Source organism: Pseudoalteromonas sp. SG43-7 (assembly GCF_014164295.1).
Taxonomy (GTDB): domain Bacteria; phylum Pseudomonadota; class Gammaproteobacteria; order Enterobacterales; family Alteromonadaceae; genus Pseudoalteromonas; species Pseudoalteromonas rhizosphaerae.
The window spans coordinates 1-26,499 of record NZ_JACJEY010000060.1 but is presented as its reverse complement, the minus strand read 5'-3'; the positions used below and the strand labels follow the sequence as shown (position 1 = coordinate 26,499).

Below are 26,499 nucleotides of genomic sequence, written 5' to 3'. Positions count from 1 at the left end.
TGGTCAGGAAAGTCACGAGATTGGTCAATGATAAACGAAGTAAATTTGAATCCTGAGAAAAAAGAAGAAATGCGGGCGGCATAAAATTTAACTTGAGGCGACAACTAACTTGAAAAACTCCGCTACCTATCACGACATAATACTTTCACTGAATAGTGAAAATGGATAGATGAGTGAATATTTTTCGCTCGAAGCTGACTATGGAAGCGAGAATGGTTGTTATTTTATCCAGTACAGTTATTTACAGAGCTCCAAGTAAGAGCTTTCTTGCCATTCTGGCAAGTGGGTAGCTAAAGATTATTTTCGAGGTTGGGTAGGGTATTTGAACAAGCTAAAGCTTGTAGTATAGCTTTAGGTTATCTGTATACGCATCAAAACAATGCTTTGAGTATGACTTGGTAGCTAAAGCGCATGTTTGGGCTTTAGCTATTTAAAGTTGTTTAGTTAGGCTTTTTCTACCTTCCATGAATAGTGCCTAGTGCTAGTGCCTATTAAAAAACGGCTCTAACCGCGAATCACTGACCTTTTACTTTGAGTATGAGTTCACCATCGTAATAGTTTTGTGAGCATTCGCCAGTTTCCTCAATGATGTTTAAATTGGTGTAATGTGTAGGCCTATCTTTCATCAATGCATCAGCCTCAGGTGTTTGCTTACTGCATATTCACTGTAGTAGAGCGGGAGGACAATATACTCCTTTTCCAGTGGTGATGAGCCTTGCGTGCCTGTGAGTTTAATTGTTTTGATGGGCTGGCATTTATTTATGTACGATTGTAGTGATTTTGCTTTGGTGCGTTTACCACTTTTTACTTCGATAGGCAGTATGTTGCCTTCGTCATCAGAGACCACAAATTCGATCTCCGCTCTTGCATCTCCCCATGAATATGTTGGGTCAATACCTTGCGCAGCGAGCTCTTGTTGTACAAAGTTTTCGGCCACAAAGCCTTTGTATTCATAGCCTTGTTGTTTTATTTCTTTATACCCAATGTTTAGCATATGATTTAATAAGCCCACATCAAAAAGAAATAATTTAACGATATTGTCTTTTTTATATGCTGCTAATGGGCTTTTAGGTGTGCCGTCAATAGGGTGGTTTTTGAGTATCAAGCGGCACTTATTTAACCAAGAAATAGCGCTTTCAAAATCACTATAGCGAGATTTTTTATCGTGCATCCCTTTAAATTTAAAGCGATTAACCGATTCATCCATCACTGATGATAGCTGTGCTGGAACATTGTTAAATACAGCCTCGATTAAACCTGCATCTACTTTTCCTGAGTATTTGCCGAAGTCTCGTTGATAGCCCAGTACTAAATTTTTATGAATGTCTGTTACAGCTTGAACGCGGTCAATGATACTGTGATCAGATAAATCGAACCATGTACTTACAGCCTCTGGCATACCACCCGTAAAGTAATAATCAGTGAGTTTTGAGAATAATTTACTATGTGCTGCACTTGAGTTTGTTTGTGCTGCAAATGCCTTAATTAGAGCGGTTTCTTTCGAGGCGATCAGAAACTCACGAAATGTGAGAGGGCGCAGATTATGTTGCTCCACTTTACCTACAGGAAAGGAGTTTAATAAACCGATATTAGAACCACTGGCGGCAATATGCATATGCGGCGCTTGTTCAGCAAAGTATTTGAGAGATGTGACTGCTTTAGGGCATTCGCCTATTTCATCAAGGATCAGTAGATCTGTATTAGGGTCAAACGTTTTTCCTGTAAGTAGCTCTATATTAGATAGTACGTTTTCGGGGGATAATGAATCTGCGAATGCTTCACTCATTTGCGGGGACTCTAAAAAATCGATTCGAATCACGTTTGCAAAGGTACTGCCTAATAGAGTTTGTAATAAATAAGTTTTACCTGTTTGGCGAGCGCCATCAATTAATAAGGGTTTTCGTGCTGGCTTAGATTTCCAATCTAATAACTTTTCTAAAATTAATCGTTGCATGGCAGGTCTCGTATTACTCACTAGATGATTAATTACACTTTATTGCGCGAATAAATGCAAGTTTTTACACTTTTATGCGCTAATAAATGTGTTTTTTCACACTTTTATGCGCGAATAAGTGTGGTTTCCTTGTATAAATTAAATTGACTACTATTTTAAACGGTGATGTTTTACTTTGTTGTGCAGTAGCTTTTAAGGGATAGCGAAGATATGGCAATGCCTATTTCAGTCGATAACGCTGAACATTATAACTGGGGGCATAAGGGTGATAATTGTGATGGTTGGCATTTGGTGAAGAGTACTGCATTGAATGTGATCCAAGAGCGAGTGCCGACGGGGAGCAGTCGCATAAGCATGAGTTTGCAGAGCAGTTCTTTTTTGTACTTAATGGGCAGGCGACTTTGTTACCGATATAAAACCCGCAACAAGGCCTACATGTGCCAGCGGGGTTAGTGCATTAGTTATGCAACTACGCTGCGGACGAGCTGGTTTTATTGTTACCTCAACGCTGGGGAGAATATGCACCTTTGGCTCAGTATAATTATGTAAGCGAATACTATTGGTAAGTGCTCTGTTATATGCTGTTTTTCTTGAAAAACCTGGAGTGGTGCAGCATCTTGGTCTAATATCAAGGAGCGGTTCACCACCTCAGGAAAGTTATTATCTGTGTTGATGATTTAACCGTCAGTACATGTTATTTCCACAGGCTATCAATGACTTAGTTTTGTATTATTCTTTAGTATGAATACTAAAGCCTCGTTTACCATTAACTAAATGGGGCTTTAATTGCATTTGTGGAATGGTGTAATCCCCAAAGTTCTGCTTTCTATAGTTTATGGCTTGGGTTACCTCTAAGGTATTTACTCTTTCGATAATGGCTTGCTTGATCATCTCAAATTCAATCTTTGCTGTTCTATCTGCTTGGTAGAAAACCAAGGGAGGCAAAACATCAAACCCTGGATAAAAAAGCATATTATGGTTAATTGGAAACAACAAGTCATCGATTGAGCCATTTATCCCCATACTCGAATAGTGCTCTTGCCATCCACCGGCAGTGACAATAAGCATGGCTTTTTTACCTTGAAGTTTGCCTTCGCCAAACCTCTCTCCCCATTTATTGTCATTATGCTCACCAACACCATAGGCAAAACCATAAGAATACACTCTATCAAACCAACCTTTTAAAATCGCTGGCATCGAATACCACCAAAGCGGAAATAAAAAAATAACAGTATCGGCCCATAGTAACTTTTCTTGTTCGAGTATCACATCAGCGCTAAGGCTGCCATTAGCCGTTGATATTCCCGACGCATGGGGCACTTTTAATCGAGAGTCGGCATCAAGCTCGCTAAAATCTTCTCTAGAGACTTCTGATTTCCAGTTTTGTGCATATAAATCTGAAATTTTTATATTGTATTTGGCTAAGTTAAGTTGCTCTTTAAGTATGTTTAAAATAGATCCATTAAGCGATTTTGGTTCTGGGTGTGCGTAAATAATTAAAACGTTCATACAAATACTCTAAGTTAAAAATGACATTATATGAGGTTTCATATAAATTATAATTATGGATTTATGTATATTAATTATTTGAAATATGAATAAAAAGAATTTATCACTAGATAGAATGCGTACATTCGTTAGGGTTGCTGAGTCTGGGAAGTTTTCAAAAGCGGCAAAAGAGTTAGGTATTGCACAGCCAAGTGTGACAAGGCATATTGCTGAACTTGAAGAAGAGCTGCACTCCCCGTTAATTACCAGAACGACACGCAGTTTAACTTTAACTTCTGAAGGAAAGATGTTTTATGATAAGTGTGTTGACATTCTAAACCTAGTAGAAAATTTAACGCAGACGGTAGGTAAAAACAGCTCTACAGAAGGGAAAATAAAAGTTTCTTGTACTGTGTCGTTGGGGGTTCTTTATTTTTGTAAAATCATTAATAAATTTCAGTCGATGAATCCAAATACGAATATTGAATTGAGTTTGACTGACGAGCGCATTGATTTGGTTAAAGACGATGTGGACATTGCAATTCGGTTGGGGCCTTTATCGGATAGTTCACTTAAATTAAAGGTGTTGGGTTATAGTGAACGACTATTTGTAAGTTCGCCTAGTTATCTAAACGACTTAGGGTACAGCCCAAAAATTAATGATTTAGCAAAGCTTGATTGCGTGCTAATGAAAAATATTATCAATAGCGAAAAGCTGAGCGTAACGAATAGAGGCAATGACGAAGTTATTTATATAAAATTAAGTGGAAACTTAAAAGTTGATAACGGTTTGGCAGTCAAAGAGTTAGTTGCAGATGGGAGAGGGATTGCGCCGGTGCATAACTGGCTTGTAAACGATTATCTGTTATCAAACTCTTTACTTGAAATTGTTAAAGACTATTCGCTACCAGCTGTGCAGCTAAGTTTGTTATATGTGCCGCAAAAAGCTGAGTTACTGAGGGTAAGAGCATTGATTGACTTTATTAGTGAGGAGTGTTTAAAAATTCCAGGAATAAGCAAATAAGTGTCAGATTTTCGTATCATTCATTTTTATCTTCCACCGTACATACCTAAATATACCTTTAAATTAAGTTAACCGTTAGCTTTTAGAAATAGCTAGGAAAGGACCTATAATGAATGTGTACCAGCTTAGAAAACCGACAAATACCTATGATGTAATTGATCTCGATATAATGGAAATGTCAAAGCAGATAGTTAAAAACGCTAATGAGCCTATGAGTGATACTATTATTCGTACAGTTATGAGCGATGTTCCTCAAGGAAATGTCACATTAACAGCATTATCTCCTCGCGGGTTTACATGTAAGCATCTCGAAAGAGCAAAAAAGCAGAATTATGACATTAATTTATACAGCTCTTTTTTAGTGTTAAACAAAACTGCCTACACATATTTAAGCGCTCCTTTAAGTGAATTTGGCGAATTTATTAACTTAAAGACTGATGGCGATAAATTATATTTATTCAACCCACTTACTTTTGCTCAAGAAGATTTGAGCTTGACAGAAAAAGCCTATCTGGATGGCTATGAGGATGGATTAAAGTCACTTGCATTCGATAAGGAGGATGTAAGAAATAAACTTATTTTTAAATCGAAATTGCAATCAGGCTTGTCACTTTACTGCACCGATGATTTTAAAGAATTAGTTAATGATAATAATTTATCTGGGTTAGTTTTTAATACTGACCTACTCACATATTTTTAAGTTGTAATGCTTACTCTGATTAATTTCCCTAGAGTGCTGCTCATTAGCCTTAACAATTTTTAATGAAATAAAAAGCCATTGGATTAACAATTAAAAGGCTAGCGCCTTACCAACGACCTTAAAGCTTATGTTGGTAAGGTTTCGTTATTAATGACGCCAGCTTTTACTGTAGTTATCATTTATTTTTTGAAAAATTACCTATGAATTTTTGAACATAAGGATCACAAGAGCCGTAACTTACAATAAATATATCAAGGTCTGCGTACTCGTATAGTTTCAAGGCGCGCTCAATGGCTTGTAAGATCCATTGTCTATCATTACCAAATACGCCACCACCAATAAGTGTTAGGTATACTTTATTGTTTCCAGTTTTTTGATAGTTCAAAATAGCAGAGCATATTGTTGCTTCGTAACAAGCCTCTAATATGAGTTTGGCAAAATTAGCCCATAATCTTGGTGGTATTTGTGAATATGCGACAGGAAGCGCTGAACAATAAACTTGGCTGACTGTTTGCTTTAGAGTATTTAGTGTCACCTCTGTATCCCATTGGATGCCAATGCGTAACAAAGCTTTTAATTTGTCGAGTTCAGATTCAGTCGTTGAGTTAATTTTTTCATTTATTTCTGTCAACCCCTGTTCAGATGCCAAAGCATAACCATTTTTCATTTGCCAAAGACGGTTATTTTTATTTCCTAATGCGGCACCAATGTCACTCAGGCAATCGATCTGATTATTAGCCGTTTGACCAATTTCACCATTTACGTTTGCAAAATAGTTTCGATAAATAGTTCCGGCACCTGCAGCTATAGCGCAAGCAGGTCCTTGAGTACGATCATACTCATAGCCATCGACACCGTGCTCAGGTGTAACATCAGGAGAAACCATTTCTAAAAGGTTGAATTGTGAGGCAACCTGGAATAATGCACCGACATTGTTCTTATCAGTATGAAGGTCTTGAACATTAGCAACGATTTCACGAATAGAGTTCTTTATATCTAGCGCTTTATTATAATTAACGCGATTTCTTAATTCGGCTAATGATGGTGTTTCTAATAAGCCGCAATGATATTCCTTTGCATTAATATGAGATTTTAAAATATTACCGTTAACTGATAAATTTTTATGCACTTGTAACGGGGATTCTTCACTAAAGCCTGTCAGCTTTTCAAACCACATATAAAATTCCTTTTAGTTACTTGGCGAGCCTATAAAAAGGCTCGCTTTAATGTATTTTATTGAAATGCAGCCATAGCTGAATTCGTCTTTACTCAATTACTTACTATGCGCCAATATAGAGCTATTTATTAAAAACTAACGCTCTTGTAACATACGCTCAAATTCTGCCATCGCTAATTGCTCTGCTTCGTTACGGCTGGCAATCATTGTTTCAAAATCGGTTTCAATAGTTGCTAAAACAGCGGGCGGATTCATGCGTTTAATGCGTGAAAATTGCTCATCTTCAGTTTCATCGTAAGCGAGTATGGCAAGCGTGATTGAGTTTCGCTCTACACCTTCTGAAAATATACCTTCGTTATCTAAGCGAATTAACACGCGCTCTAAGGTTGATAACCATGCTTGCCAATATTTTTGGATTTCTTCATCACTGACTATTTCATAGCTATCGTCATTGTCGAGTGTTTGTAGAATTTCACTACTGTGTTCAAAATATTCTGAGTAATCTTCTAATGATGGAAAGTCACTGACGTTCCATTTAGCGAGTAAACGGTCATCTTCTTCGCAGTCATATTCGTCTTCAAATGTGCTTTGAAAATCAGTATGAGTATTGAACATAGGTAAAAATGAACAGCTACCAGAGTGATAAAAACCGATTACATAAATATCATCACCCAAGTCAGCTAAAATTTGCTTGAATGCTTTTTTACTATCTAAATATAACGCTTCTTCAAAAGTAGAAAAGTCAGTTTCCATGTAATCATTCCTTGTAAAAAATTAATAATTTGGCAGTTTATCATATGTAATAAAGCCAATTAATTAAATTAACTGGCTTTTTATTATTTATGCTCCAGGGCCACATTCCATACATTGGTTAATGATATCTGGGCCAAATTTCAGCTTAGCGTTTAAATCACGCAGTGCTGTACGTAGGCCTTCTTCTATCACTGGGTGATAAAATGGCATGTCGAGCATTTGTGGTACAGTCATTTTGTTTTGTACAGCCCATGCCAGTAGGTGGGCGATATGCTCAGCTTGTGGGCCAATAAACTCAGCACCTAAAAATAAGCCTGTGCCTTGCTCTGCGTATAAACGCATATGACCTTTGTTTTTCAACATTACGCGGCTGCGGCCTTGGTTTTCAAAGCTGACCTCGCCAATTTCAAAACAACCACACTCACCATAACGAGCCGTTATTTGCTTGTACGTTTCACCGACCATAGCAATTTGTGGGTCGCTGAAAACGGCTGCAATTGGCGCTCGGCGCAGGCCAATACGTACATCAGGGAAACGCCCCGCGTTTTGCCCTGCGATGGAGCCTTGGTCGCTCGCTTCATGCAGTAGTGGGATCATGTTACTGGCATCTCCGGCGATAAATATATTGGAGTCGCCACATTGCATTGTGTGTTTATCAGCGATTGGTACGCCACGTTCATCAAGCTCAATGCCAGTGTTTTCAAGACCGAGTTTGTCGGTGTTTGGTACGCGGCCCGTCGCGGCAAGTACGTAATCAAATTGCTCGGTTTGTTTTTGCCCGTTTTTGTCGACATAGGTAAGCTGCGCTTTATCGCCTACTTGTTTCATATCGGATACGTTTGAATCGGTATCGACAAAAAACTCTTCAGCAAATACAGTATTTGCGTAGTCTTTTATAACTGGGTCGGTAATTGGGCCAATCGCGCCACCCACACCAAATAGTTTTACCTTAACACCTAAGCGATGCAACGCTTGGCCAATTTCGAGGCCAATAACACCAGGGCCAAATACAGCAACTGACTCTGGCAAGTCTTGCCAATCGAAAACGTCATCGTTAATGATTAGTCTGTCGCCAAAGTTATTAAATACGCTAGGGTAAGCAGGTCGAGAGCCGGTAGCAATTACAAAGCGCTTAGCGGTAATAATTGTATGGTCGTCAATCTGTACGCGATTGGCATCTAAAAATTTTGCGTAGCCTACTATTTTATCATCAGTGGGTAGCTCATCCACGGCTTCTACTACAAAACCTACGAAGCGGTCGCGCTCATTGCGCACGCGCGCCATTACTTCAACACCGTTTATGGTTGGTTTTGAGCTGTGCACACCAAAGGCTGGCGCGGCTTCAATTGCATGGGCGGCTTCTGCGGCGGCAATAAGTAATTTACTTGGCATACAGCCAACTCGCGCACAGGTAGTACCGTATGGGCCTGCTTCAATCATTAATACGTTAGACGTGTGTTGTTTTGCATTGCGGTAAGCGCTTAAACCTGCGGTGCCAGCACCTATTACAACAACGTCGGTGTTTAGTTCTTTCATGGTGATGTCCTCAATACCAATTTTATTAAAAAACTGGTTTTTAAATTAGTTAATAAAATAGGTATTTAAAATGGGTATTTAAAAAGGGTATGGATAGGGGCATTGCTGCCCCTTATTATTTGCTTAAGGTATTTACTTAATTAAGCAAAGTATTTTTCTAAATCGTCAGAGCCACCAATGTGCTTACCGCCGATAAATACTTGTGGTACGGTCTCACGGCCTGAAATAGCTTTTAGGCTAGTCAGTGATGCGCCAGCACCCATAGTGATCTCTTCGTATACTAGGCCTTTCTCTGTTAATAATGCTTTCGCTTTTTTACAGAAAGGGCAGCCAGGTTTAGTGAAAATGCTCACCGGCTCTGGTTTAACTTGTTTAGGGTTGATGTAATCGAGCATAGTGTCTGCATCTGATACTTCAAACGGGTCGCCAGGTAAATCTGGTTCGATGAACATTTTTTCAATTACGCCATCTTTAACCAGCATAGAGTATCTCCAGCTGCGTTTGCCAAAACCTAAATCGTTTTTATCAACTAACATGCCCATGCCGTCAGTGAATTCGCCGTTACCGTCTGGTAATAAGGTAATGTTTTGTGCTTCTTGATGCTCAGCCCATGCATTCATTACAAAGGTATCGTTTACTGATAAACACACAATGTCGTCAACGCCGTTTTGTTTAAGTACACCAGCTAATTCGTTGTAGCGTGGTAAGTGAGTTGATGAACAGGTTGGTGTAAATGCACCGGGTAGTGAAAACACAACCACTGTTTTACCTTTAAAAATGTCATCGGTAGTTACTGATTTCCATTCGTCATTTTGACGTGTTGCAAATGTAACCTGTGGAATTGTTTGACCTTCAATATTCTTTAACATGTTTTTTAGTTCCTCTTGATTTGTTGATAGCCATTATGTCGTGAAAGTTATAATAGCTCCAATCGTTTGTTTATATTAGTATGATAGGTATTACCGATTAATTATGAGTTTGCAGTGAATTTAAAAGATCTTGAATACGTAAAAGCGATTGCGCACTTTAAGCATTTTCGTAAAGCCGCCGATGCATGTTTTGTCAGTCAACCCACTCTCAGTGGACAGGTTAAAAAACTTGAACAAGAGCTGGGTGTTACTTTATTTGACCGCTCTACTAAGCAGGTTACTTTAACGGCTCAAGGTGAACGTTTGTTGACACAGATCAAAGTGATCTTAGAGCAAACCCAAATATTAAAAGAGCTAGCAGCAACGTCATCGTCGCCACTACAAGGTAAAGTAAGAATAGGCATTATTCCAACGATTGCACCGTATTTATTACCTACCTTACTCACCTCGATGAAAGAAGCGTTTGCTGATAGCCAATTTGCTTTTGTTGAGATGCAAACCGCGACTATATTAAGCGCACTGGATAACGGTGAGTTAGATATCGCTATATTAGCAGATGTGCCTGAACTTAAACTTTATCATACAGTTAAATTGTATAAAGAAGACTTTTTGGTCGCTATGTCAGCGCAAAATAGTTTAGCAAAACGCAGTAAAATAGTGTTAGATGAGCTACAAGAGTGCAGTTTATTGATGCTCAGCGATGGTCATTGTTTTAAAGATCAAGCCCAGCAATTTTGTTTTGCCGCTGGGGTTGATGTGTCCAATGAGTACCGAGGTAATAGCTTAGAAACCTTATTAGCATTGGTGGCTATGGATGATGGGGTAACCTTCGTGCCTAAGCTTGCGTGCACAGAGCGTGCAGGTATTAGCTACTTGCCAATCTTCCCAACTCAACAGCGAAGTGTGGTGTTGGCCTGTCGTAAACATTACCCGCATTTAGCGGGCATTGAATTACTTGCTAATTGGCTTATTGAGCACCCAAGCTTACACCAACAATTGACTAAGGCTCTAAATTAGTCAGTTCTACTACATCATTTATTTGAATATTAGGCAGTGGTTGTTGGTCAATACTGACGGCAACCGCACTTTGTTGATATACCTGCTCAACTTGTATTTGATTGAGCGTGGTGATCAGGTGTGGCATTTTATTTCCCGCTGCATCGGTTAAATAGTTATGATGTGCAATATTTAAGCGTTGGCCTTTTTCAATACCATGGGCTTTGCCTAAATTAATAATTAGCTTATTGTTTTCTATATGTAATATTTTACCTTGGGTTTCAAGGCAAGCCATTGCGGCTTGTAAGTCGTAACTAACGGTTTGGTTTATGTCGGCTATATTTTGGCCGTAATCTGAACTCCAAAATTTATCACTAAACACGTCAATAATTGCAGTTTTTTCAAATGGCCAGATAGCTTGACTGCGATAACTTTTTTGCCACATTCGCTCGTAAGTGGTGCCATCAAACAAGGCAAAATCTATTTTATATGAACGTTGGTAGGTTTCGTCCTGCCAAAAAGCATAACTGTTATTGAGTTTATCGCCATTTGAGATATCAACAATTTGACTTAACAATACATACTGAGAATTACTGCGGCTCGATATTTCTTCTAATAGGGCATTACTGTAATCGTATTGTTGATTAAAAAATTCGCCAACGCGGATCGGAAAATTAAAATAAGCCGTTGGTTTAGCATTCATAGCCGATTGATTTAACGTTTTGTAGAGTGCTTCGCTGGTGGCTTTATTAATGTCAAATATTTGACCCATCTTCGCTTGTTCGCGATTATTTAATTGTGTTTGGGTGATCGCAACAAATTTAGTAAATTGGTTCGCAGGGCAGTGTTCTTGTTGAGGGAAGATATCCAAGCGCAAAGTAATTGCAAATTGATCGGCTTTACGATCTTCGCTGATCATCTCTATCTTTTGAATTTCGCCATGGCTGTTTATTTTTAGTTGATCTTGGGTTAACACCCCATCTACTAAGGTTTGCATTGAGCTGACGCGTGCCCCTGAGAACACTAAAGCTTGGGTGATAGCATCTTTTATTGCCGCCGATTTTGCCGCACTTATATCATCATTTTTAATGCTTGCATGGCCGGTTGATTCATACCATTGGGCAACTGTATGGGAGGAAAATAGACTAATACTTAGCCAACTGCTGGCGATTACTACCATTGATAAAATTCGCTTCATTACCCTAACCCCATGAATATACATTTGCTATTAACAGTGACAGAGCAAGGACTGTACCAATTGTTTTGCAAGGTTGCTTTAAAACCGTCATAGCAGTTAATTATGGCATTGATCGTGCATTGATTTAGTTATTAATGATTCTTTTAAAGCGTGAGAGAAGCCATGCGTATTGTGATTTCAATTTGTATATTAGCAAGCTTAGGTCTAGCTGGCTGTAGCAGTATTTTTGATAAACATGTGGAATATAAGTATATTGAGCCAGATAACTACCCAATTCTAAAAGCCGTGGGTTATGCGCCGATCAGTGCGCAACCGGGTGATAACCAATCACAACGCTCATTAATGGCGATTAAAGCATCAAAACTAGAAGCGTATCGTGAGCTGGCAGAGCAAGTATATGGGCAAAAAATTACCGCAGGCACCACAGTGCAAGGCAGTATTGCACAAAACGATCACTTGCAAGGGCAAGTACAAGGGATTATTAAAGGCGCACAAGTAATTAAAACCTATGCCGTAGGTGATACCTATGCCACTGAGTTACAACTTGATATGAAGCGGGTGCATGACTTGTACATAGATGAAATTAAACCACGCGAAGTTAAAAAAGTAACTTATTACTAAAACGCTTGATCTAATAAATTAGTTGTTAGTTATGTTAGTAACTAACAAAAGACACGCTAAAATATCTCACAGTGAATACTTCAGTGCTATGCTTTATTTAATGTTTTTTATTGAATAAAGCTTGTGGCACGTAAAAAAATAACTCGGTTTTTATTAATATACTTATGGTCGCGTCAGTGAGCGTTTTGCACTTTGGCTGCGTGCTTTTGCGAAAGTTTAGTAACTGCCCGTTACTGCATTTTGCGCTATTGTTTATACTAGTTACCAGTGTGGTTTTTGCCGATCGTCTCCCCATCCAGTTTAATGTCTTTTTAGAAAAAATGAACCTGCAATTTGGACCAACGCGCGTAGCGGTAGCACGTAATTGGCAAACGATGTTGGTTCAGTCACAGAATCAAACTGAGCAACAAAAAATCTTAATCGTAAATGATTTTTTTGCTCGCAACTTACGCTATCGTACTGATATTGAGCTATGGCAGCAAAATGATTACTGGGCAACGCCACTTGAAACATTAGGCAAAGGCCTTGGTGACTGCGAAGATTATGCGATTGCTAAATATATTAGTCTGCGAGTACTAGGCATTGAAGATGATAAGTTACGTTTGATCTACGTTAAAGCACAGATCGGCGGTCCTAACTCAAAACAAACTCAGGCGCATATGGTGTTGGGGTATTTTGTTACTCCTAATGCACAACCGCTGATATTAGATAGTTTAATAACAAAAGTACTGCCTGCCGCTAAACGCACCGATCTAAGCCCCGTTTTTAGTTTTAACAGCCAAGGCTTGTGGGCGAACAACTCAACCCAAAGTGTTGCCAATCCAACTGCTAGGTTATCTCGCTGGCGACGAATTATTGAACAAACACAACAAGAAGGAATTATCTGGTGATGTCATTTATGTCCTTATTTAAACGTGAAAGTAAGATCACTTTACGCCAAGAACTGTGGTTGGCTATTTTAGTGGTCATAATTATTGGTTTCGTCAGTAGTGTGCTCATTAGTACGTATTCGGCTAAACAGTATTTTTCTTCTCAGTTGTATTTAAAAAATATTGATAATGCTAATGGCTTGGCTTTAATGCTCAGTCAGCTGCATAAAGATCATGTTGAATTAGAGCTACTTATTTCTGCTACTTTTGATACAGGGCACTACCAACGTATTGAATTGCAGGACCCGCAAGGTGAACCGATCGTAAAACGAGTATTTAGTGGTGAATTTGATACATCGGCGCCACTTTGGTTTCATCATCTTTATCAATTACATGTGATGCCAGGCGTTGCGCAAGTGAGCGATGGCTGGCAGCAGTTTGGTACTTTATATGTAGAGAGCCATAGTCAATACACAGAGCAAGCGCTATGGGAGAGCGCGATTCGATTATTCTGGAGTTTTTTTATGGTGGCGATTACCGCATGTATAGCGAGTGCTCATTTTTTAAGTCGAATTTTACGCCCGTTAGATGATGTTGTGCAGCAAGCAAATGCGCTAGGTGATAAACGTTTTATTAAATCTAAAGTACCAAAAACGTATGAATTTGCTCGGTTAGTTAGTTCGATGAATCTTCTGTCAACGCGCTTTAGTCGTATTATTAAAGAAGATAATAAACGCTTAGAGGAGTTTCGTTTTAAAAGCCAGCACGATGAATTAACTGGCTTGGCGAATCGAGAGTATTTTTGTGCCACTTTAGAAGCACAATTGGAGCAATCAAAAGAACATGCTCATGGCGCGTTATTTTTATTTCGTATTGTCAATCTTGACCTGATCAGTGAGCAAATCAATCGTGTTGAGATGGTGGCTTTTTTACGCCGCTTTACACAAACATTGGTCGCTTTTTTAGAAGCCAATGAAGATCGTTTTTCAGCAAGTCATATTGCCCGTATGTCTCATAGCGATTTTGCGGTATTGGTAAATGACACTGATGATATCGAAAGTCTGAGTTCGAAGGTACTTAAACAACATGCAGTATTACTGGCAGAATACAGTCATATTGGTTTAACTATCCCACACAGTTGTAGTTATATAGAGCGTGAAGATAGTCGTTTTACATTGTTAAAACGGGTCGATAATTTATTAAAAGCCGCCGTGGCAGAGCCGACAATACAGGTTCAAATTAATAATAATAAGCAGCGCAATGAATTATTTTCTGACGCTGCTAGTTGGCGTGAGGCGATTGAGCGCGCGTTAGATAATAATGACTTAGATGTGTTGCTTTATCCGGTTAAATCTTTTTCGGGTAAGTTATTACAAAACCAAGTGAGCTTAAGTTTATTACTCAATGGTGAGCTCTATCGTAGTGGCTATTACTTACAATGGGCAAAGCGATTGAAGTTACTTGCTCGATTAGACTGGGGCTTGATCAAATATCTGGTACAAACATTTGAAGCGCGAGAGGATTTAAAACTTATATCGGTGGAATTATCACAAGAAACATTATTAGATGATGCCGCGCTTGCTGCGATATTGACTTATTTATTGGCGTTTCCAAAATTAGCAGCGCATATTTGTTTTGATATACGTGAAAGTTTAGCTGTTGCTGAATTGACTATTTTTAAAGATTTTTGTATGCAAGTGAAAAGTATGGGAGCAAAAGTGGCACTGAAACGGGTCGGGCCAGCTTTCACTAAAATAGATAAAATTCATGAGTTAGGTCTTGAAATGATTAAAATTGATAGTATTTACGGACACAATATTAGTTACAGCCAAGATAATCAGACTTTTTTAAGAGGAGTGTGCGCACTAGCTCATTCAATTGGTATAAAAGTCATTGCTGAGGGCGTTAATAACCCCGAAGATCAGGTGACATTACAAGGGCTAGGATTCGATGGCATAGTATCGCAACCAGTTGATGATGAAGTAAAAGCAAGCGCGGAAGAATAAAATATAGGGTTGTGTATTCTGCCCAAGGTAGACTCTAATCTACGGACATAGTATTGCGTTTGTACTCTGGTTCTTAATGTAGAAAAATGCGGTTGATTTATAACATTACGGAAGATGCACAAGTATTAGAAATTGAATTCTCAATTTTTTAACTTCCTTTTACTGCGAGCATCAATTGCATACGGTCACGAACTTTGAGCTTGTTAAAAATCGAGCTCATATGTTCTTTAACGGTACGTTCGGTAATGTTTAATTGCTTTGCAACCATTTTATTACTGGCACCTGTGACAACAATATCGACCACTTGGTGTTCGCGTTTGGTTAATAGTGTTAGATCACAAGCATGCTGATAACTGATTGACTGCTTTGAGAGCACGCCGACTAAATTTGATAGCAACTGACCCGGTAACCAGATGCCGCCACTGATAACGGTTTCTGCCACTTGCTCTATAATTACCTTACTGGCAAATGCTTCAACATAACCGCGAGCTCCCACTTGCAGCGCAGCGCAGAGTTCTGCCATGTTTAACTCTTTGCTCATCACAATCACTGGAATGCGATTTTTACTGTACCTTTGTACTACGCTAAGCCAATCAGGACTGCCAGCTAAGATCCATAAAATAGTATCTGCTGTAATATTGTGTGGTTGTTGCTGTCGTATTTCACATTCAGGGTAGGCTGCTTGCCAGTGAGGTGAAATAAACTTAGCTTCGGTGATAAAGACACTTTGGCGCATTATAGTTCCATATTAAAAATGTAAGAATAATATTAATTAACGCTCAGTCATTGCTAATGAGGTTGCTCGTAATACCGGTTTAAGCAAGTACTCCAACACGGTTTTTTTACCAGTAATAATATCTACCTGAGTTGTCATTCCTGGAATAATTGTTAGGTTTTCGGCAAAGTGGCTTTTGTCCGTTTTCAGCTGTACTAAATAAAACGTGTTGTCTCGCTCATCAGTAATCGTGTCGGCACTAATTTGTATAACTTCGGCGCTTAGTCCGCCGTATATCGCAAAATCGTAAGCACTAAATTTGATCATTGCAGCTTGTCCCGGACGTAAAAAAGCAATGTCTTTCGGAGGGATTTTGGCCTCTACAATTAGTTGGTCATCCAGCGGTATTATTTCAAGTACATCACTACCAGGTTGTAAAATGCCACCGACGGTATTGACCATCAGGCGTTGCACAGTGCCATTAACCGGAGAGCGAATTTCAGTTTGGGTGACTTTATCTGCTAAACCAGATTCGGTTTCTTTAATTGCATCTAGGCGCAGCCGTGCTTCAGAAAGCTCATTATTCCAACGGTTTATCATAGATAATTCGACTTCGTTTACTTTATTCTTCGCTTCATTAATAGCAGAAAGGCTACGATTAATAACAGCCTTAGTGCGGTTTATCTCACCATTTAAATCAACAGCTTGGCGTTCTAAACGAATAATATCGATATCAGATACTGCGCCTGAGCGTAGTAATGGGCGGGTTACTTGTAGTTCGCGGTTTATTAATCGTAAGGCATTGCTATGCTGTTGCAGGGCTGCTTGTGCTTCGATATGATCTTGACGGCGTTGTTCTAATTGGCGTTTATGAATTGCGACTTGTTGTTCAAGCTCTTGGTTATTACTGGTGTAAAGTGCTTGTTCGTGCATCACGACTCCCGGCGCATCAGCAGTGAGTTTAGTCTCAAAAATTAACGGTTGTTTTTTAGTCTGAGCTTCAAGACGCGCTACTTTGGCACTGAGTGACAACACTTTTGACTGGTTTTCTCTAAAGTTCGAAATATATCTGGTAGGGTCTATTTTTATTAATACATCGCCAGCATTGACGATTTGCCCTTCGCGGACATTAATTTGCTCTACCATGCCGCCATCGTAGGATTGGATCAGTTGCAATTTATTTGATGGGATCACTCGGCCTTCACCACGAGCAACTTCATCTAGGTTTGCAAATGCAGACCAAACAACCAGCAACACCATACTTAAACAAATTAAATATAGCAGTAACTTGGCACTGGCTGGTTGCTGTTGCATTTTTTCCCATTGTGCATCGACCACCCAATCTTGGCTATTAGGTGGGGATAACCAGCCTTTAAATAAGTTATTAAATATTGATGGCTTTTGTCCTTTACTAGTCTCAATGGCACGACCGACAGATTCAAAAGAGCGTTGCTCTATAGTGATTTTATTTTTACTCATGAGGCACGCTCTACGGCTTGATTATTGAGAGACGCGATAACGTTGGCTTTTGCACCGTCGGCGATAATTTTGCCATTATCAATTACGATAATACGATCGACTAACTCAAGTAATGAGGTTCTGTGAGTAACAACAAGTAAGGTTTTATCTTGGCTGTGTTGTTTTAAATTGGCGATGATTTTGGCTTCGCTATTATGATCCAGTGCTGAGGTTGGTTCATCGAGAATGAGTATGGGTGGATCATTGATCAATGCTCGAGCCATTCCCACAGCTTGGCGTTGTCCACCAGAAAGTAAGCGACCTTGTTCGCCAACTTGTAGGTCAAAGCCATCAGGATGAGAGTTTATAAGATCGAATAATTGGCTACGCTCGCAAGCACTAATAATTTGTTCATCTTTGGCGTGCCATGCACTTAAGGTGATGTTGTCTTTGAGGGTGCCAAAAAATAGTGAGATAGTTTGTGGAACATAACCAATGTTATGGCGTAATTCTGCGGGATCTATTTGGTGAATATCGGTGTTATCAATTAAAATTGATCCTGAATTTGGCTCATGCAGCCCTAGGATTAACTTCTCTAGGGTGCTTTTTCCTGAGCCATTACGTCCTAGGATAGCCACTTTTTCACCGGCTTTGATTTTAAATGATACACCTGATAATGCTTCGTTACTGTCATCAGCATATTTAAAGTGCACATCATGAAACTCTATATCACCACGTAAAACGGGGTGACTTAACCAATGCTTTCCTGCAGGACGCTCAATTTCTTTTTCCATTATTTCATTGAGTGAATGCATGGCAATAGCGGCATGGTGAAATTGTGCTAACACAGCGGCAGATTGACCGATTGGCCCCATAGTGCGTGAAGATAATAAATAGGCGGCGATCAAGCCTCCTTGGGTTAAATCACCAGCAATAACTAAGTGCACCCCAATAATCATAATTATCACGCCAACACATTGTTGTAGCCAAGTGGCTGAGTTAGCAATTGAACCGGAGATCAGCCGGCTCTGTGCATTAACCCGAGCAATATAAATGGTTGATTTTTCCCATGCAGCCTGGGTTTTACATTCACTATGAAAGCTTTTAACGTCCTCGATATTGGTGAGACTCTCTACTAAAATAGCATTACGCATTGAACTGGCTTTCATTGTTTGCTCTGATAGCGCTTCTAATTTACGGTGGGCGGCTAAGGCATAGCATAGTAGCAACAGTGCTCCGACAATGATCGGGATACTAAGCTGTACGCCAATGATAGCAATCACGGTGAGGTATAAAAGTACAAAGGGTAAATCAACCAAAGCGATAAGCGTGATTGAGCTGAAAAATCCTCGCACAGCTTCAAATGACTGGATATTGCTGGCAAATGAGCCCGCTGATGTAGGGCGGTTTTTTAACTGCATACCCAGTACTCGCTCCATAATAACTGCGGAGACTTTTACGTCGATACGACTTGCTGCGAGTTCGACAAAATAGCTGCGTACTAACCTTAAAATGAAGTCGGCGGTCAGCGCGATTAATACGCCAATGGCTAATACCCATAGTGTTTCAACAGCTTGATTTGGTACCACTCGATCATACACGTTCATAACAAATAATGGCATCGCAATTGAAAGTACGCCTAGTGCAATGGCTGAAATAATCACGTCTTTATACAAGGATCGACATTCTTTTATCACGCCCCAAAACCAGCCGTCTTTAGATAGTTTTTGCAGCACTGGCGAGCGGGCATCAAAGGTGAATTCAGGACGTGTATAAATAACAATATCAGTGGCATTTTTGCTCAGATCTGTAATTTGTAAGGTTACTGCCGAATCGCTGAGTTCAGGGTAAATAACTTCTACGGTGTGTAATTGCAGATCCAGTGCAGTGATCACACAGGCTTGATTATTTTCTAGTAGTAAAATAGCGGGTAATAATGCCGTATTGATTTTAATAAGTTGTTTATTTACAACTTTAGTTTTAAAACCAATGCGTTTTGCAGCCCTTGAAAAACCAGAAGGAGTAAGATTACCTTGCTCAAGAGGAAGTCCATTTAGCAAGGTTTCGCGGGAAAATTCACGATCATGGTAGTGGCATAAAATTGCTAAGCAGTCGACTAAAATACCACCATGACCGATTTCATCATCTATTTCCATATAGCTTCCAATATCACTTTATATTGTTTAACTAGTTCAGATTAATAACTTGCCGCAACAAAGCTATTGCCAGTTTCTGTGTCTGTGATCACAGCTTCAATACGGCGGTTAGCGGCGTTAGCTCGAACAGAGATCTCATTAATTCTTGGTTTATCTACTCCATAACCGAGTGACTTAACCCGTTTAGGGGCAACACCGTATTGCTGAATTAAAATTTCAGCCACGGAGAATGCTCGTTTTTCTGATAGTTTTTTATTGTAAAGAGCAGGCCCTTCGAGTGAAGCATGCCCTTGTATTTCAACATTTTTAGATGGGTGTGATTTTAAAAAATCAGCGAGGCGTGCGATTTCTTGCAAATACTCAGGGCGCACAACACTTGAATCAGCCACGAACGGAATACCGATCTCGACGTTACTAGTATTACTGTTGTATTTAGTGCAGCCTTTTTCATCTACCTCAGTCAAGGTTGGGGTCGAAGGGCAATCATCTTGTTCGTTGGCAACACCGTCATTATCATCATCACTAAATGTACTGCTATTTAAGGTCGGTGCATTGAGATAACTGGGCATCGCAGTCATGCTCATATAGGCGTTATCTTGTTGGGCTTTTTTTTGCAAAAATGCTTGCCGATTGATTGTTGCTGCAACATCGTATTTAGGGCAGATAAACTCGGCATTATGGGCAATAGTATCATCTGTTAATTCAGTGATTTTCGGGAATTTGTCTGAGCTTACATTAAGTGTCGGAAGTAGTTTTCCCATTTCTGCTAGCATCGCTAATATGGCACTTTGACGTTCATAAAGTGCTGCTGTATAGGAACGGTTTGACTGGAATGACTCGTTTTCTGCATCCAACACATCTAATAACGTGCGTTGACCAATATCAAATTGATCTTTATAGGCAACTTTTACTTTGTCTGATGAGCGGCGATGCTGGTCAAGGGCTGGTAATTTACTTTCAAGTACTTTGACATTGTTATAAGCAACTTGCAGATTTTGACGAATTTCGATACAGGATTGATCTCGCTGGTATTTTGCAATATTAACTTCTTGATAAGCTTGTTCTAAATTAGCGCTATCGAGGCCCCCGTTATAGAGATTGTAACGTACATCAATCCCAACCCGGGCTTCGGTACGGGTTTGATTAAAACCAAGTTCATCGCGATCTTGGGAGCCATATCGGGCGGATAAATCAACCTTTGGATGAAAGGCGGATTTCTGCGATTGGGCATTTGCTTGCTGCGCTTCAATATTGTAGAGCGATGCATAAAAATTTGGGCTGTTTTTATAGGCAATATCAAGAGCTTGATTAATCGAAATGGGGATGCTGTCTTCATTTAATTTTGCAGCCACGGTGCCTTGCTGAGGAAGTTCGCCGACTATGCGTAAGTAGCGTGCGCTAACATCATGGAGATTTGCGTATTCAGTCATTACATTTGATTGTGCAAGTGATAGGCGGCCGCTGATCTGTTCAAGATCGGCAGCTCTTGCAACTCCAGCACCAACACTTTGCTCAATTTGCTGATAAACCGATTCATGCTCTTGAAGATTTTTTTGTGCCAGCTCAACTAACGTGGTGAACTTCTGTACATCAAGGTAGGCAACGCTTGCTTGCAGGGCGGTTTGCTCTGCTTGGGAGAGCATTTCAAAATAGCGAATGAGCTGAATTCGCTCAAAGCGTTTAACTGTATTAGATGTTTGGAAACCATCATAGAGCATTTGTCGTAATGTTAACTCTGCCGTATTTCGATTGTATTCATCTTCTACGCCGTAGTTGCGCTTTTCATAGCCGGCACTGATTGATGCGTCTAGGGTCGGTAAATACCCAGATTGTGCTGCGTCAATGCCATAAACAGATGCTTTAAAAGCATGCCAAGCTTGCTGAACTTCTGGGTTGCTCGCAATCGCTTTGTCGGCTACATAAGTTAAAGGCATGATCGAAGTTTGTTCTGCATAAAGATTGGGGGTAAATCCATTTGCAGCTAAAACCAAACCAATTAGAGTTGTAAATCTAGTACCGGTAAAGTTAGTTTTCTTAGCCATTTCGTCCTCTTAGATCCAAATTTATGGGCAATTAAATTTAGTTTTAGACAACGAAATCAATTTGTGCAAATAGAACTTTGATAAAGCACAAAAATTAATTTCTACCAGTTTTTTAATCTTTTAATACAATTTTAAAAATTCAAAACCTGTACTTTAGTCCAGTATCCTTTTGGCTGTGATGTCCTAAATTTGAGTAATACAAAGGTATAACTCTTGATTAAAGGCAGCAAAATGGACGCAAATCAATTACTGATCATAGACATTCAAGGCTCAGCTGGGATTGTTTTAGAAGATGGTTCAATTCGGGCATTATCGTTGGGGGACGCGCTGACGGTTGGTGATGTTATTATCACTGCTGAGAACTCCTCGGTTATGATCGATATCAAAGGTATGTCTCTGTCTATTCCTGCCAATCAACGGGTAAGAATCACCCCCGACCTTGTTGCCGAAACGACCCGCGATAGCTCAGAAACAACAATTTTTGATGATAGTATTGATGATGCCATTGCTAGCTTAAACCAACCGAATACTGCAGATGAGGCATCCTCCTCTCCTTTAAGTGAAGATGTCAGTGATTTTTTGAGTGCCCTTGAAAGTGGTGGTGATTTACTGGATACATTAGAAGCAACTGCCGCTGGTGGTAATGCTGCAACAGGTTCTGGTGGAGGTACTTCCTTTGTGGAACTTGCACGTATCGCTGAGGGTATTGATCCAAGTAGTTTATCTTTTGATGATAGTTTTACAGCTAACAATGATGGCATTTTTTCTCTTCGTGATACGACCGATGGGGTGGTGCCCGAAACCGCGTTAATTGGTAGTTTAGAGTTAAATGACATTGGCTTAATTAATAACCCGCAACCGATTATTTCAGGTGCATCGACTAATTTAGTGGGTCAAACAGTATTAATTACAATCACCGATGCTTTGGGTAATGTACAAACGATTGATGTTGTTGTGCAACCTGACGGCACCTTCACCTCACCGGAATTAGAACCATTACCAGATGGCCCAATTGTTGTTGAAGTTACAGCAACAGGCCCAGATGGCAATCCAATTTCAGATAACATTGCTGCCGATATTGATACCACAGCACCGCTTGTGAGTATTGATACACTTGCTGATTCGACATCGCCAGTGGTAGTAATTACAGGCTCCGTAGTCGGGCTGGTGGCCGGTGATGATGTAACGCTTACGGTGACTGATAGCAGTGGGCAAGTGCAAACGTTTGTGACGCAAATTGATGAGCAAGGTAATTGGAGTGTTACCACCGCAGCTTTGGCTGAAGGTCCTTATGGTGTTCAAGCAAATGTGGTTGATGAAGCTGGTAACCAAGGTAATGCACAAACTACAGCCATTATAGATCTAACCGCGCCAGTAATTGTGATTGATGCAATTGCTGATACCAATGACGTGACTCCTACATTGACGGGGTCGGTAAATGGTGTAGCTACGGGTACGCTTGTATCAATAACCGTTGTAGCTAGTGACGGCGTTGCGCAAGCTTTAACTGCTTCGGTTACAGCTGATGGCAGTTGGTCTGTAGAGGTTGTTGATGCACTGGCTGAAGGTCAATTTACAGTGACAGCCAGCGTCGCTGATAGCGCTGGTAATCAAGCCGAAGATAGTGCAGCTGGTGTAGTAGATTTAACCAGTCCAGTCATCTCGATTGATCAATTGAACGATAGCAATGACACAACACCATTAATATCAGGCTCAGTATTAGATGTGCCGCCAGGTACAACAGTGACTCTGTTAGTTACAGGCAGTGATGGGCAACAGCAAACGCTGACGGCTACAACCGACGGCAATGGCAATTGGCAAGTTGACGTTATTAATGCATTGGTGGAGGGCGATTATACAGTACAAGCCACCGTTTCGGATCCAGCTGGTAATAGCAGCTCAGCGTCGGCAGTGGGTACTATAGATTTAACTGCCCCACTGATCAATATCGATCCATTAGTAGATAGTAATGATCAACAACCGACGATTTCAGGTATTACCCAAGGGTTGGCTGCCGGAAGCCAAGTAACAGTCACCATTGTAGATAGTAACGGTCAGCAACAAACGGTTATCACACAAATAAATGCCAGTGGAGTTTGGAGCATAGCAGTGGCCAGTGCTTTAGCCGAAGGGCCATATACGGTGACAGCCACAACGCAAGATACAGCAGGAAACACAGCCCAAGATACCGAAACAGGGCTAATTGATTTGACTGCTCCGACCATCAGTATTGACTCATTTGCTGATTCTAATGATGTGACTCCGATTATCTCAGGTGTAGTCTCGGGTGTTGAAGCAGGTACTTTAGTTACTGTGATTTTGGTTGATAGTGCAGGCACAGTGCAAACTGTAACCACTACAGTGAATGCTGATGGTAGTTGGCAAGTTGGCACTAACCAAGCAATTTCCGAAGGTGAGTTTTCTATTACTGCGTCAGTAACAGATACCGCGGGTAATCAAGCAACTGATGTTGCGCAAGGCCTAATTGATCTTACTGCACCGACTATTAATTTAGAGCCATTGGCAAATACGGCTGATGATACGCCGGTTATTTCGGGTCAAGTCAGCGGTGTGGCAGTTGGTACTATGGTTACTATTGTTGTAACCGATGCAAATGGTGTGCAACAAACATTAATGACCAGCGTGCTTGCCGATGGAGGTTTTGCTATCGAAGTTGACAGCGCACTCGCGCAAGGGAGCTATAGCGTTACTGCATCAGTGACAGATAATGCTGGCAATCAAGCTTCAGATACTCAAACCGGTCTTATTGATTCGAGTTTACTATCAGTGACAATTGATGTGATTGGAGAAACAAACGACACGACTCCAAGCATTTCAGGAACTAGTCTTAATGCTGTTGCAGGTGATACTGTCAGTGTGTTGATAACTGGTTTTGATGGTCAAACGCAATTATTAACGACACAAGTAGACAATAATGGTGATTGGAGTGTTACACCAACAATTGCATTAGTTGAGGGTGGATTTAGCGTTAATGCCACATTAACAGACAGCTTAGGCAATATCGTGTCTGATAATGCAACGGGTATAATTGACACTACCGCTCCCATATTAACGATTGATAATTTAGATACAGTTAGCGATAGTACGCCGATCATTAGTGGTCAAACTGATGAACCAGCGGGCAGTGTTGTGAGCTTAGTTGTTACCGATGGTGTAAATTCACAAAACTTAACCGCGATAGTAAATACCGATGGCAGTTGGTCAGTAGAAGTACCTATTGCATTACAAAACGGCGCCATTAATGTCGATGCGAGCATAACGGATACTGCAGGTAATCAAGCAACGGCCTCTGATACCTTTATTTTAAATGGTAACGCACCAAGTATTAGTATCGATACGGTTGCTGATGGCAATGATGTAACACCAACCATTAGTGGTACGTCTGATGCCCCTGACGGTACACTTATCACCGTGGTAATTACTGATAGTAATAATAATAGCCAAACTCTGAACACAACCGTCATAGCAGGTGTGTGGAGTGTAGATGCACAAGATACGCTTGCCGAAGGTGAATTTACGGTTAATGCAAGTATCACTGTAAATGGCTTAACAAGTGATGCTCAGGCAACGGGGATCATTGACACACTTGCACCGACTTTTGATATTGATCCGTTGTCTGTAACCAACGACACCACGCCAACCATCACTGGTAGCAGTGATGAAATTGGTGGACTGGTAAGTATCACCGTGACAGATGCAAACGGTGCGGTGCAAACTTTAACTGCGACGGTACTGGCAGATGGTACGTGGTCGGTAGATATACCGACACCACTTGCAGAGGGCGCATTCCAAGTGGATGCCAGCGTGACCGATGTGGCAGGTAATACCGCCAGCGACACTGAAAACGGTGGAGTAATTGACACCCAAGCGCCTACTTTTGATATTGATCCGCTTGCTGCAACGAGCGACAGCACGCCTACCATCACTGGTAGCAGTGATGAAATTGGCGGTCTCGTCAGCGTGATTGTCACTGATGCCACTGGCGCTGTGCAAACCTTAACCGCGACGGTACTGGCAGATGGTACGTGGTCGGTGGATGTACCGACCCCACTTGCAGAGGGCACATTCCAAGTGGATGGCAGTGTCACTGATGCGGCAGGTAATACCGCGTCTGATACTGAAAACGGCGGAGTAATTGACACTCAAGCGCCTACTTTTGATATTGATCCGTTGGCTGCGACGAACGACAGCACCCCAACCATCACCGGTAGCAGTGATGAAATTGGCGGGCTGGTGAGCATTACGGTCACCGATGCCAATGGCGATATACAAACCTTAACTGCCACTGTGTTGGCTGATGGCAGTTGGTCGGTGGATGTACCGACCCCGCTTGCAGAAGGCGCTTTTGTTGTTGATGCTAGTGTCACCGATGCCGCCGGCAATACCGCCAGTGACACAGAAAATGGTGGGGTGATCGATACTCTTGCACCGACGGTTGATATCAACCCGTTGGCTGATAGCAACGACAGCACGCCTACCATCACTGGCAGCAGTGATGAAATAGGTGGGTTGGTGAGCATTACAGTCACCGATGCCAATGGTGATATACAAACCTTAACGGCGACAGTACTTGCAGATGGCAGTTGGTCGGTGGATGTACCGACCCCGCTTGCAGAAGGTGCTTTTGTTGTTGATGCCAGCGTCACCGATGCCGCCGGCAATACCGCTAGCGACACAGAAAATGGCGGAGTGATCGATACTCTTGCGCCAACCTTTGATATTGATCCGTTGGCTGCGACGAACGACAGCACCCCAACCATCACCGGTAGCAGTGATGAAATTGGCGGGCTGGTGAGCATTACGGTCACCGATGCCAATGGCGATATACAAACCTTAACTGCCACTGTGTTGGCTGATGGCAGTTGGTCGGTGGATGTACCGACCCCGCTTGCAGAAGGCGCTTTTGTTGTTGATGC

At 40.9% G+C, this 26,499-nt stretch carries 18 protein-coding genes; 7 read left to right on the top strand and 11 right to left on the bottom strand.

What is annotated here, in order from left to right; translation table 11 throughout:
• Window positions 1-625 precede the first annotated feature (625 nt).
• A complete protein-coding gene (locus H5200_RS19765; RefSeq protein WP_182762317.1) occupies window positions 626-1,954 on the bottom strand; it encodes an ATP-binding protein in 1,329 nt (442 codons plus the stop codon).
• Between the two features lie 729 nt (window positions 1,955-2,683).
• Complete coding sequence (locus tag H5200_RS19760) at window positions 2,684-3,463, bottom strand: NAD(P)H-dependent oxidoreductase (protein WP_182762315.1); 780 nt, start codon at window positions 3,461-3,463, stop codon at window positions 2,684-2,686.
• Between the two features lie 85 nt (window positions 3,464-3,548).
• Here H5200_RS19760 and H5200_RS19755 point away from each other — a divergent pair, with 85 nt between their 5' ends.
• Together H5200_RS19755 and H5200_RS19750 are read left to right on the top strand one after the other, a co-directional pair.
• Window positions 3,549-4,466 (top strand): LysR family transcriptional regulator, encoded by a 918-nt coding sequence (locus tag H5200_RS19755; RefSeq protein WP_182762313.1) that lies wholly within the window; start codon window positions 3,549-3,551, stop codon window positions 4,464-4,466.
• A gap of 109 nt (window positions 4,467-4,575) precedes the next feature.
• Window positions 4,576-5,166 (top strand): hypothetical protein, encoded by a 591-nt coding sequence (locus H5200_RS19750; RefSeq protein ID WP_182762311.1) that lies wholly within the window; start codon window positions 4,576-4,578, stop codon window positions 5,164-5,166.
• Between the two features lie 175 nt (window positions 5,167-5,341).
• Here the strand turns inward: H5200_RS19750 and H5200_RS19745 are convergent, their stop codons facing one another.
• The 4 genes from H5200_RS19745 to H5200_RS19730 form a co-directional block, all read right to left on the bottom strand.
• Complete coding sequence (locus H5200_RS19745; protein WP_182762309.1) at window positions 5,342-6,343, bottom strand: hypothetical protein; 1,002 nt, start codon at window positions 6,341-6,343, stop codon at window positions 5,342-5,344.
• 135 nt (window positions 6,344-6,478) lie between these two features.
• Complete coding sequence (locus H5200_RS19740) at window positions 6,479-7,096, bottom strand: DUF4303 domain-containing protein (RefSeq protein WP_182719456.1); 618 nt, start codon at window positions 7,094-7,096, stop codon at window positions 6,479-6,481.
• A gap of 87 nt (window positions 7,097-7,183) precedes the next feature.
• Window positions 7,184-8,632 (bottom strand): dihydrolipoyl dehydrogenase, encoded by a 1,449-nt coding sequence (locus H5200_RS19735; RefSeq protein WP_182719455.1) that lies wholly within the window; start codon window positions 8,630-8,632, stop codon window positions 7,184-7,186.
• A gap of 140 nt (window positions 8,633-8,772) precedes the next feature.
• Window positions 8,773-9,501, bottom strand: coding sequence for a glutathione peroxidase (locus H5200_RS19730; RefSeq protein ID WP_145239576.1), 729 nt, complete (start codon window positions 9,499-9,501; stop codon window positions 8,773-8,775).
• A gap of 114 nt (window positions 9,502-9,615) precedes the next feature.
• On the opposite strand from H5200_RS19730, the gene H5200_RS19725 reads away from it, so the two are divergent.
• Window positions 9,616-10,518, top strand: a complete 903-nt coding sequence (locus tag H5200_RS19725) for a LysR substrate-binding domain-containing protein (protein ID WP_182762307.1) — start codon at window positions 9,616-9,618, stop codon at window positions 10,516-10,518.
• Here H5200_RS19725 and H5200_RS19720 read toward each other — a convergent pair.
• Window positions 10,502-11,695: a flagellar assembly protein FlgT gene (locus H5200_RS19720; RefSeq protein ID WP_182740701.1), complete on the bottom strand. Its 1,194-nt coding sequence runs from the start codon at window positions 11,693-11,695 to the stop codon at window positions 10,502-10,504. The two genes, H5200_RS19725 and H5200_RS19720, sit on opposite strands and share 17 nt — an antisense overlap.
• Window positions 11,696-11,857: 162 nt before the next feature.
• On the opposite strand from H5200_RS19720, the gene H5200_RS19715 reads away from it, so the two are divergent.
• The 3 genes from H5200_RS19715 to H5200_RS19705 all read left to right on the top strand — a co-directional run bounded on the left by H5200_RS19715 (window position 11,858) and on the right by H5200_RS19705 (window position 15,191).
• Window positions 11,858-12,316, top strand: coding sequence for an LPP20 family lipoprotein (locus tag H5200_RS19715; protein ID WP_182762305.1), 459 nt, complete (start codon window positions 11,858-11,860; stop codon window positions 12,314-12,316).
• A gap of 320 nt (window positions 12,317-12,636) precedes the next feature.
• Window positions 12,637-13,206 (top strand): transglutaminase-like cysteine peptidase, encoded by a 570-nt coding sequence (locus tag H5200_RS19710; protein WP_259398876.1) that lies wholly within the window; start codon window positions 12,637-12,639, stop codon window positions 13,204-13,206.
• Window positions 13,206-15,191: a LapD/MoxY N-terminal periplasmic domain-containing protein gene (locus H5200_RS19705; protein WP_220491374.1), complete on the top strand. Its 1,986-nt coding sequence runs from the start codon at window positions 13,206-13,208 to the stop codon at window positions 15,189-15,191. The genes H5200_RS19710 and H5200_RS19705 overlap by 1 nt, the downstream gene beginning before the upstream one ends.
• Window positions 15,192-15,339: 148 nt before the next feature.
• Here the strand turns inward: H5200_RS19705 and H5200_RS19700 are convergent, their stop codons facing one another.
• From H5200_RS19700 to H5200_RS19685, 4 genes are read right to left on the bottom strand one after another with little or no spacing between them, the layout of a single operon-like run.
• Window positions 15,340-15,927, bottom strand: a complete 588-nt coding sequence (locus H5200_RS19700; RefSeq protein ID WP_182719450.1) for a response regulator transcription factor — start codon at window positions 15,925-15,927, stop codon at window positions 15,340-15,342.
• A gap of 36 nt (window positions 15,928-15,963) precedes the next feature.
• Window positions 15,964-17,385 carry an HlyD family type I secretion periplasmic adaptor subunit gene (locus H5200_RS19695; protein ID WP_182762303.1) on the bottom strand — a complete coding sequence of 474 codons (1,422 nt, stop codon included), beginning with the start codon at window positions 17,383-17,385 and terminating at the stop codon, window positions 15,964-15,966.
• Window positions 17,382-19,520: a type I secretion system permease/ATPase gene (locus tag H5200_RS19690; protein ID WP_182762301.1), complete on the bottom strand. Its 2,139-nt coding sequence runs from the start codon at window positions 19,518-19,520 to the stop codon at window positions 17,382-17,384. Before H5200_RS19690 ends, H5200_RS19695 begins: the two co-directional genes overlap by 4 nt.
• Before the next feature lie 41 nt (window positions 19,521-19,561).
• Window positions 19,562-21,562 carry a TolC family outer membrane protein gene (locus tag H5200_RS19685; protein ID WP_182740705.1) on the bottom strand — a complete coding sequence of 667 codons (2,001 nt, stop codon included), beginning with the start codon at window positions 21,560-21,562 and terminating at the stop codon, window positions 19,562-19,564.
• Window positions 21,563-21,793: 231 nt separating this feature from the next.
• Here H5200_RS19685 and H5200_RS19680 point away from each other — a divergent pair.
• Window positions 21,794-26,499: retention module-containing protein (locus tag H5200_RS19680; protein WP_182762298.1), on the top strand; the 4,706-nt coding region annotated here is incomplete at its 3' end.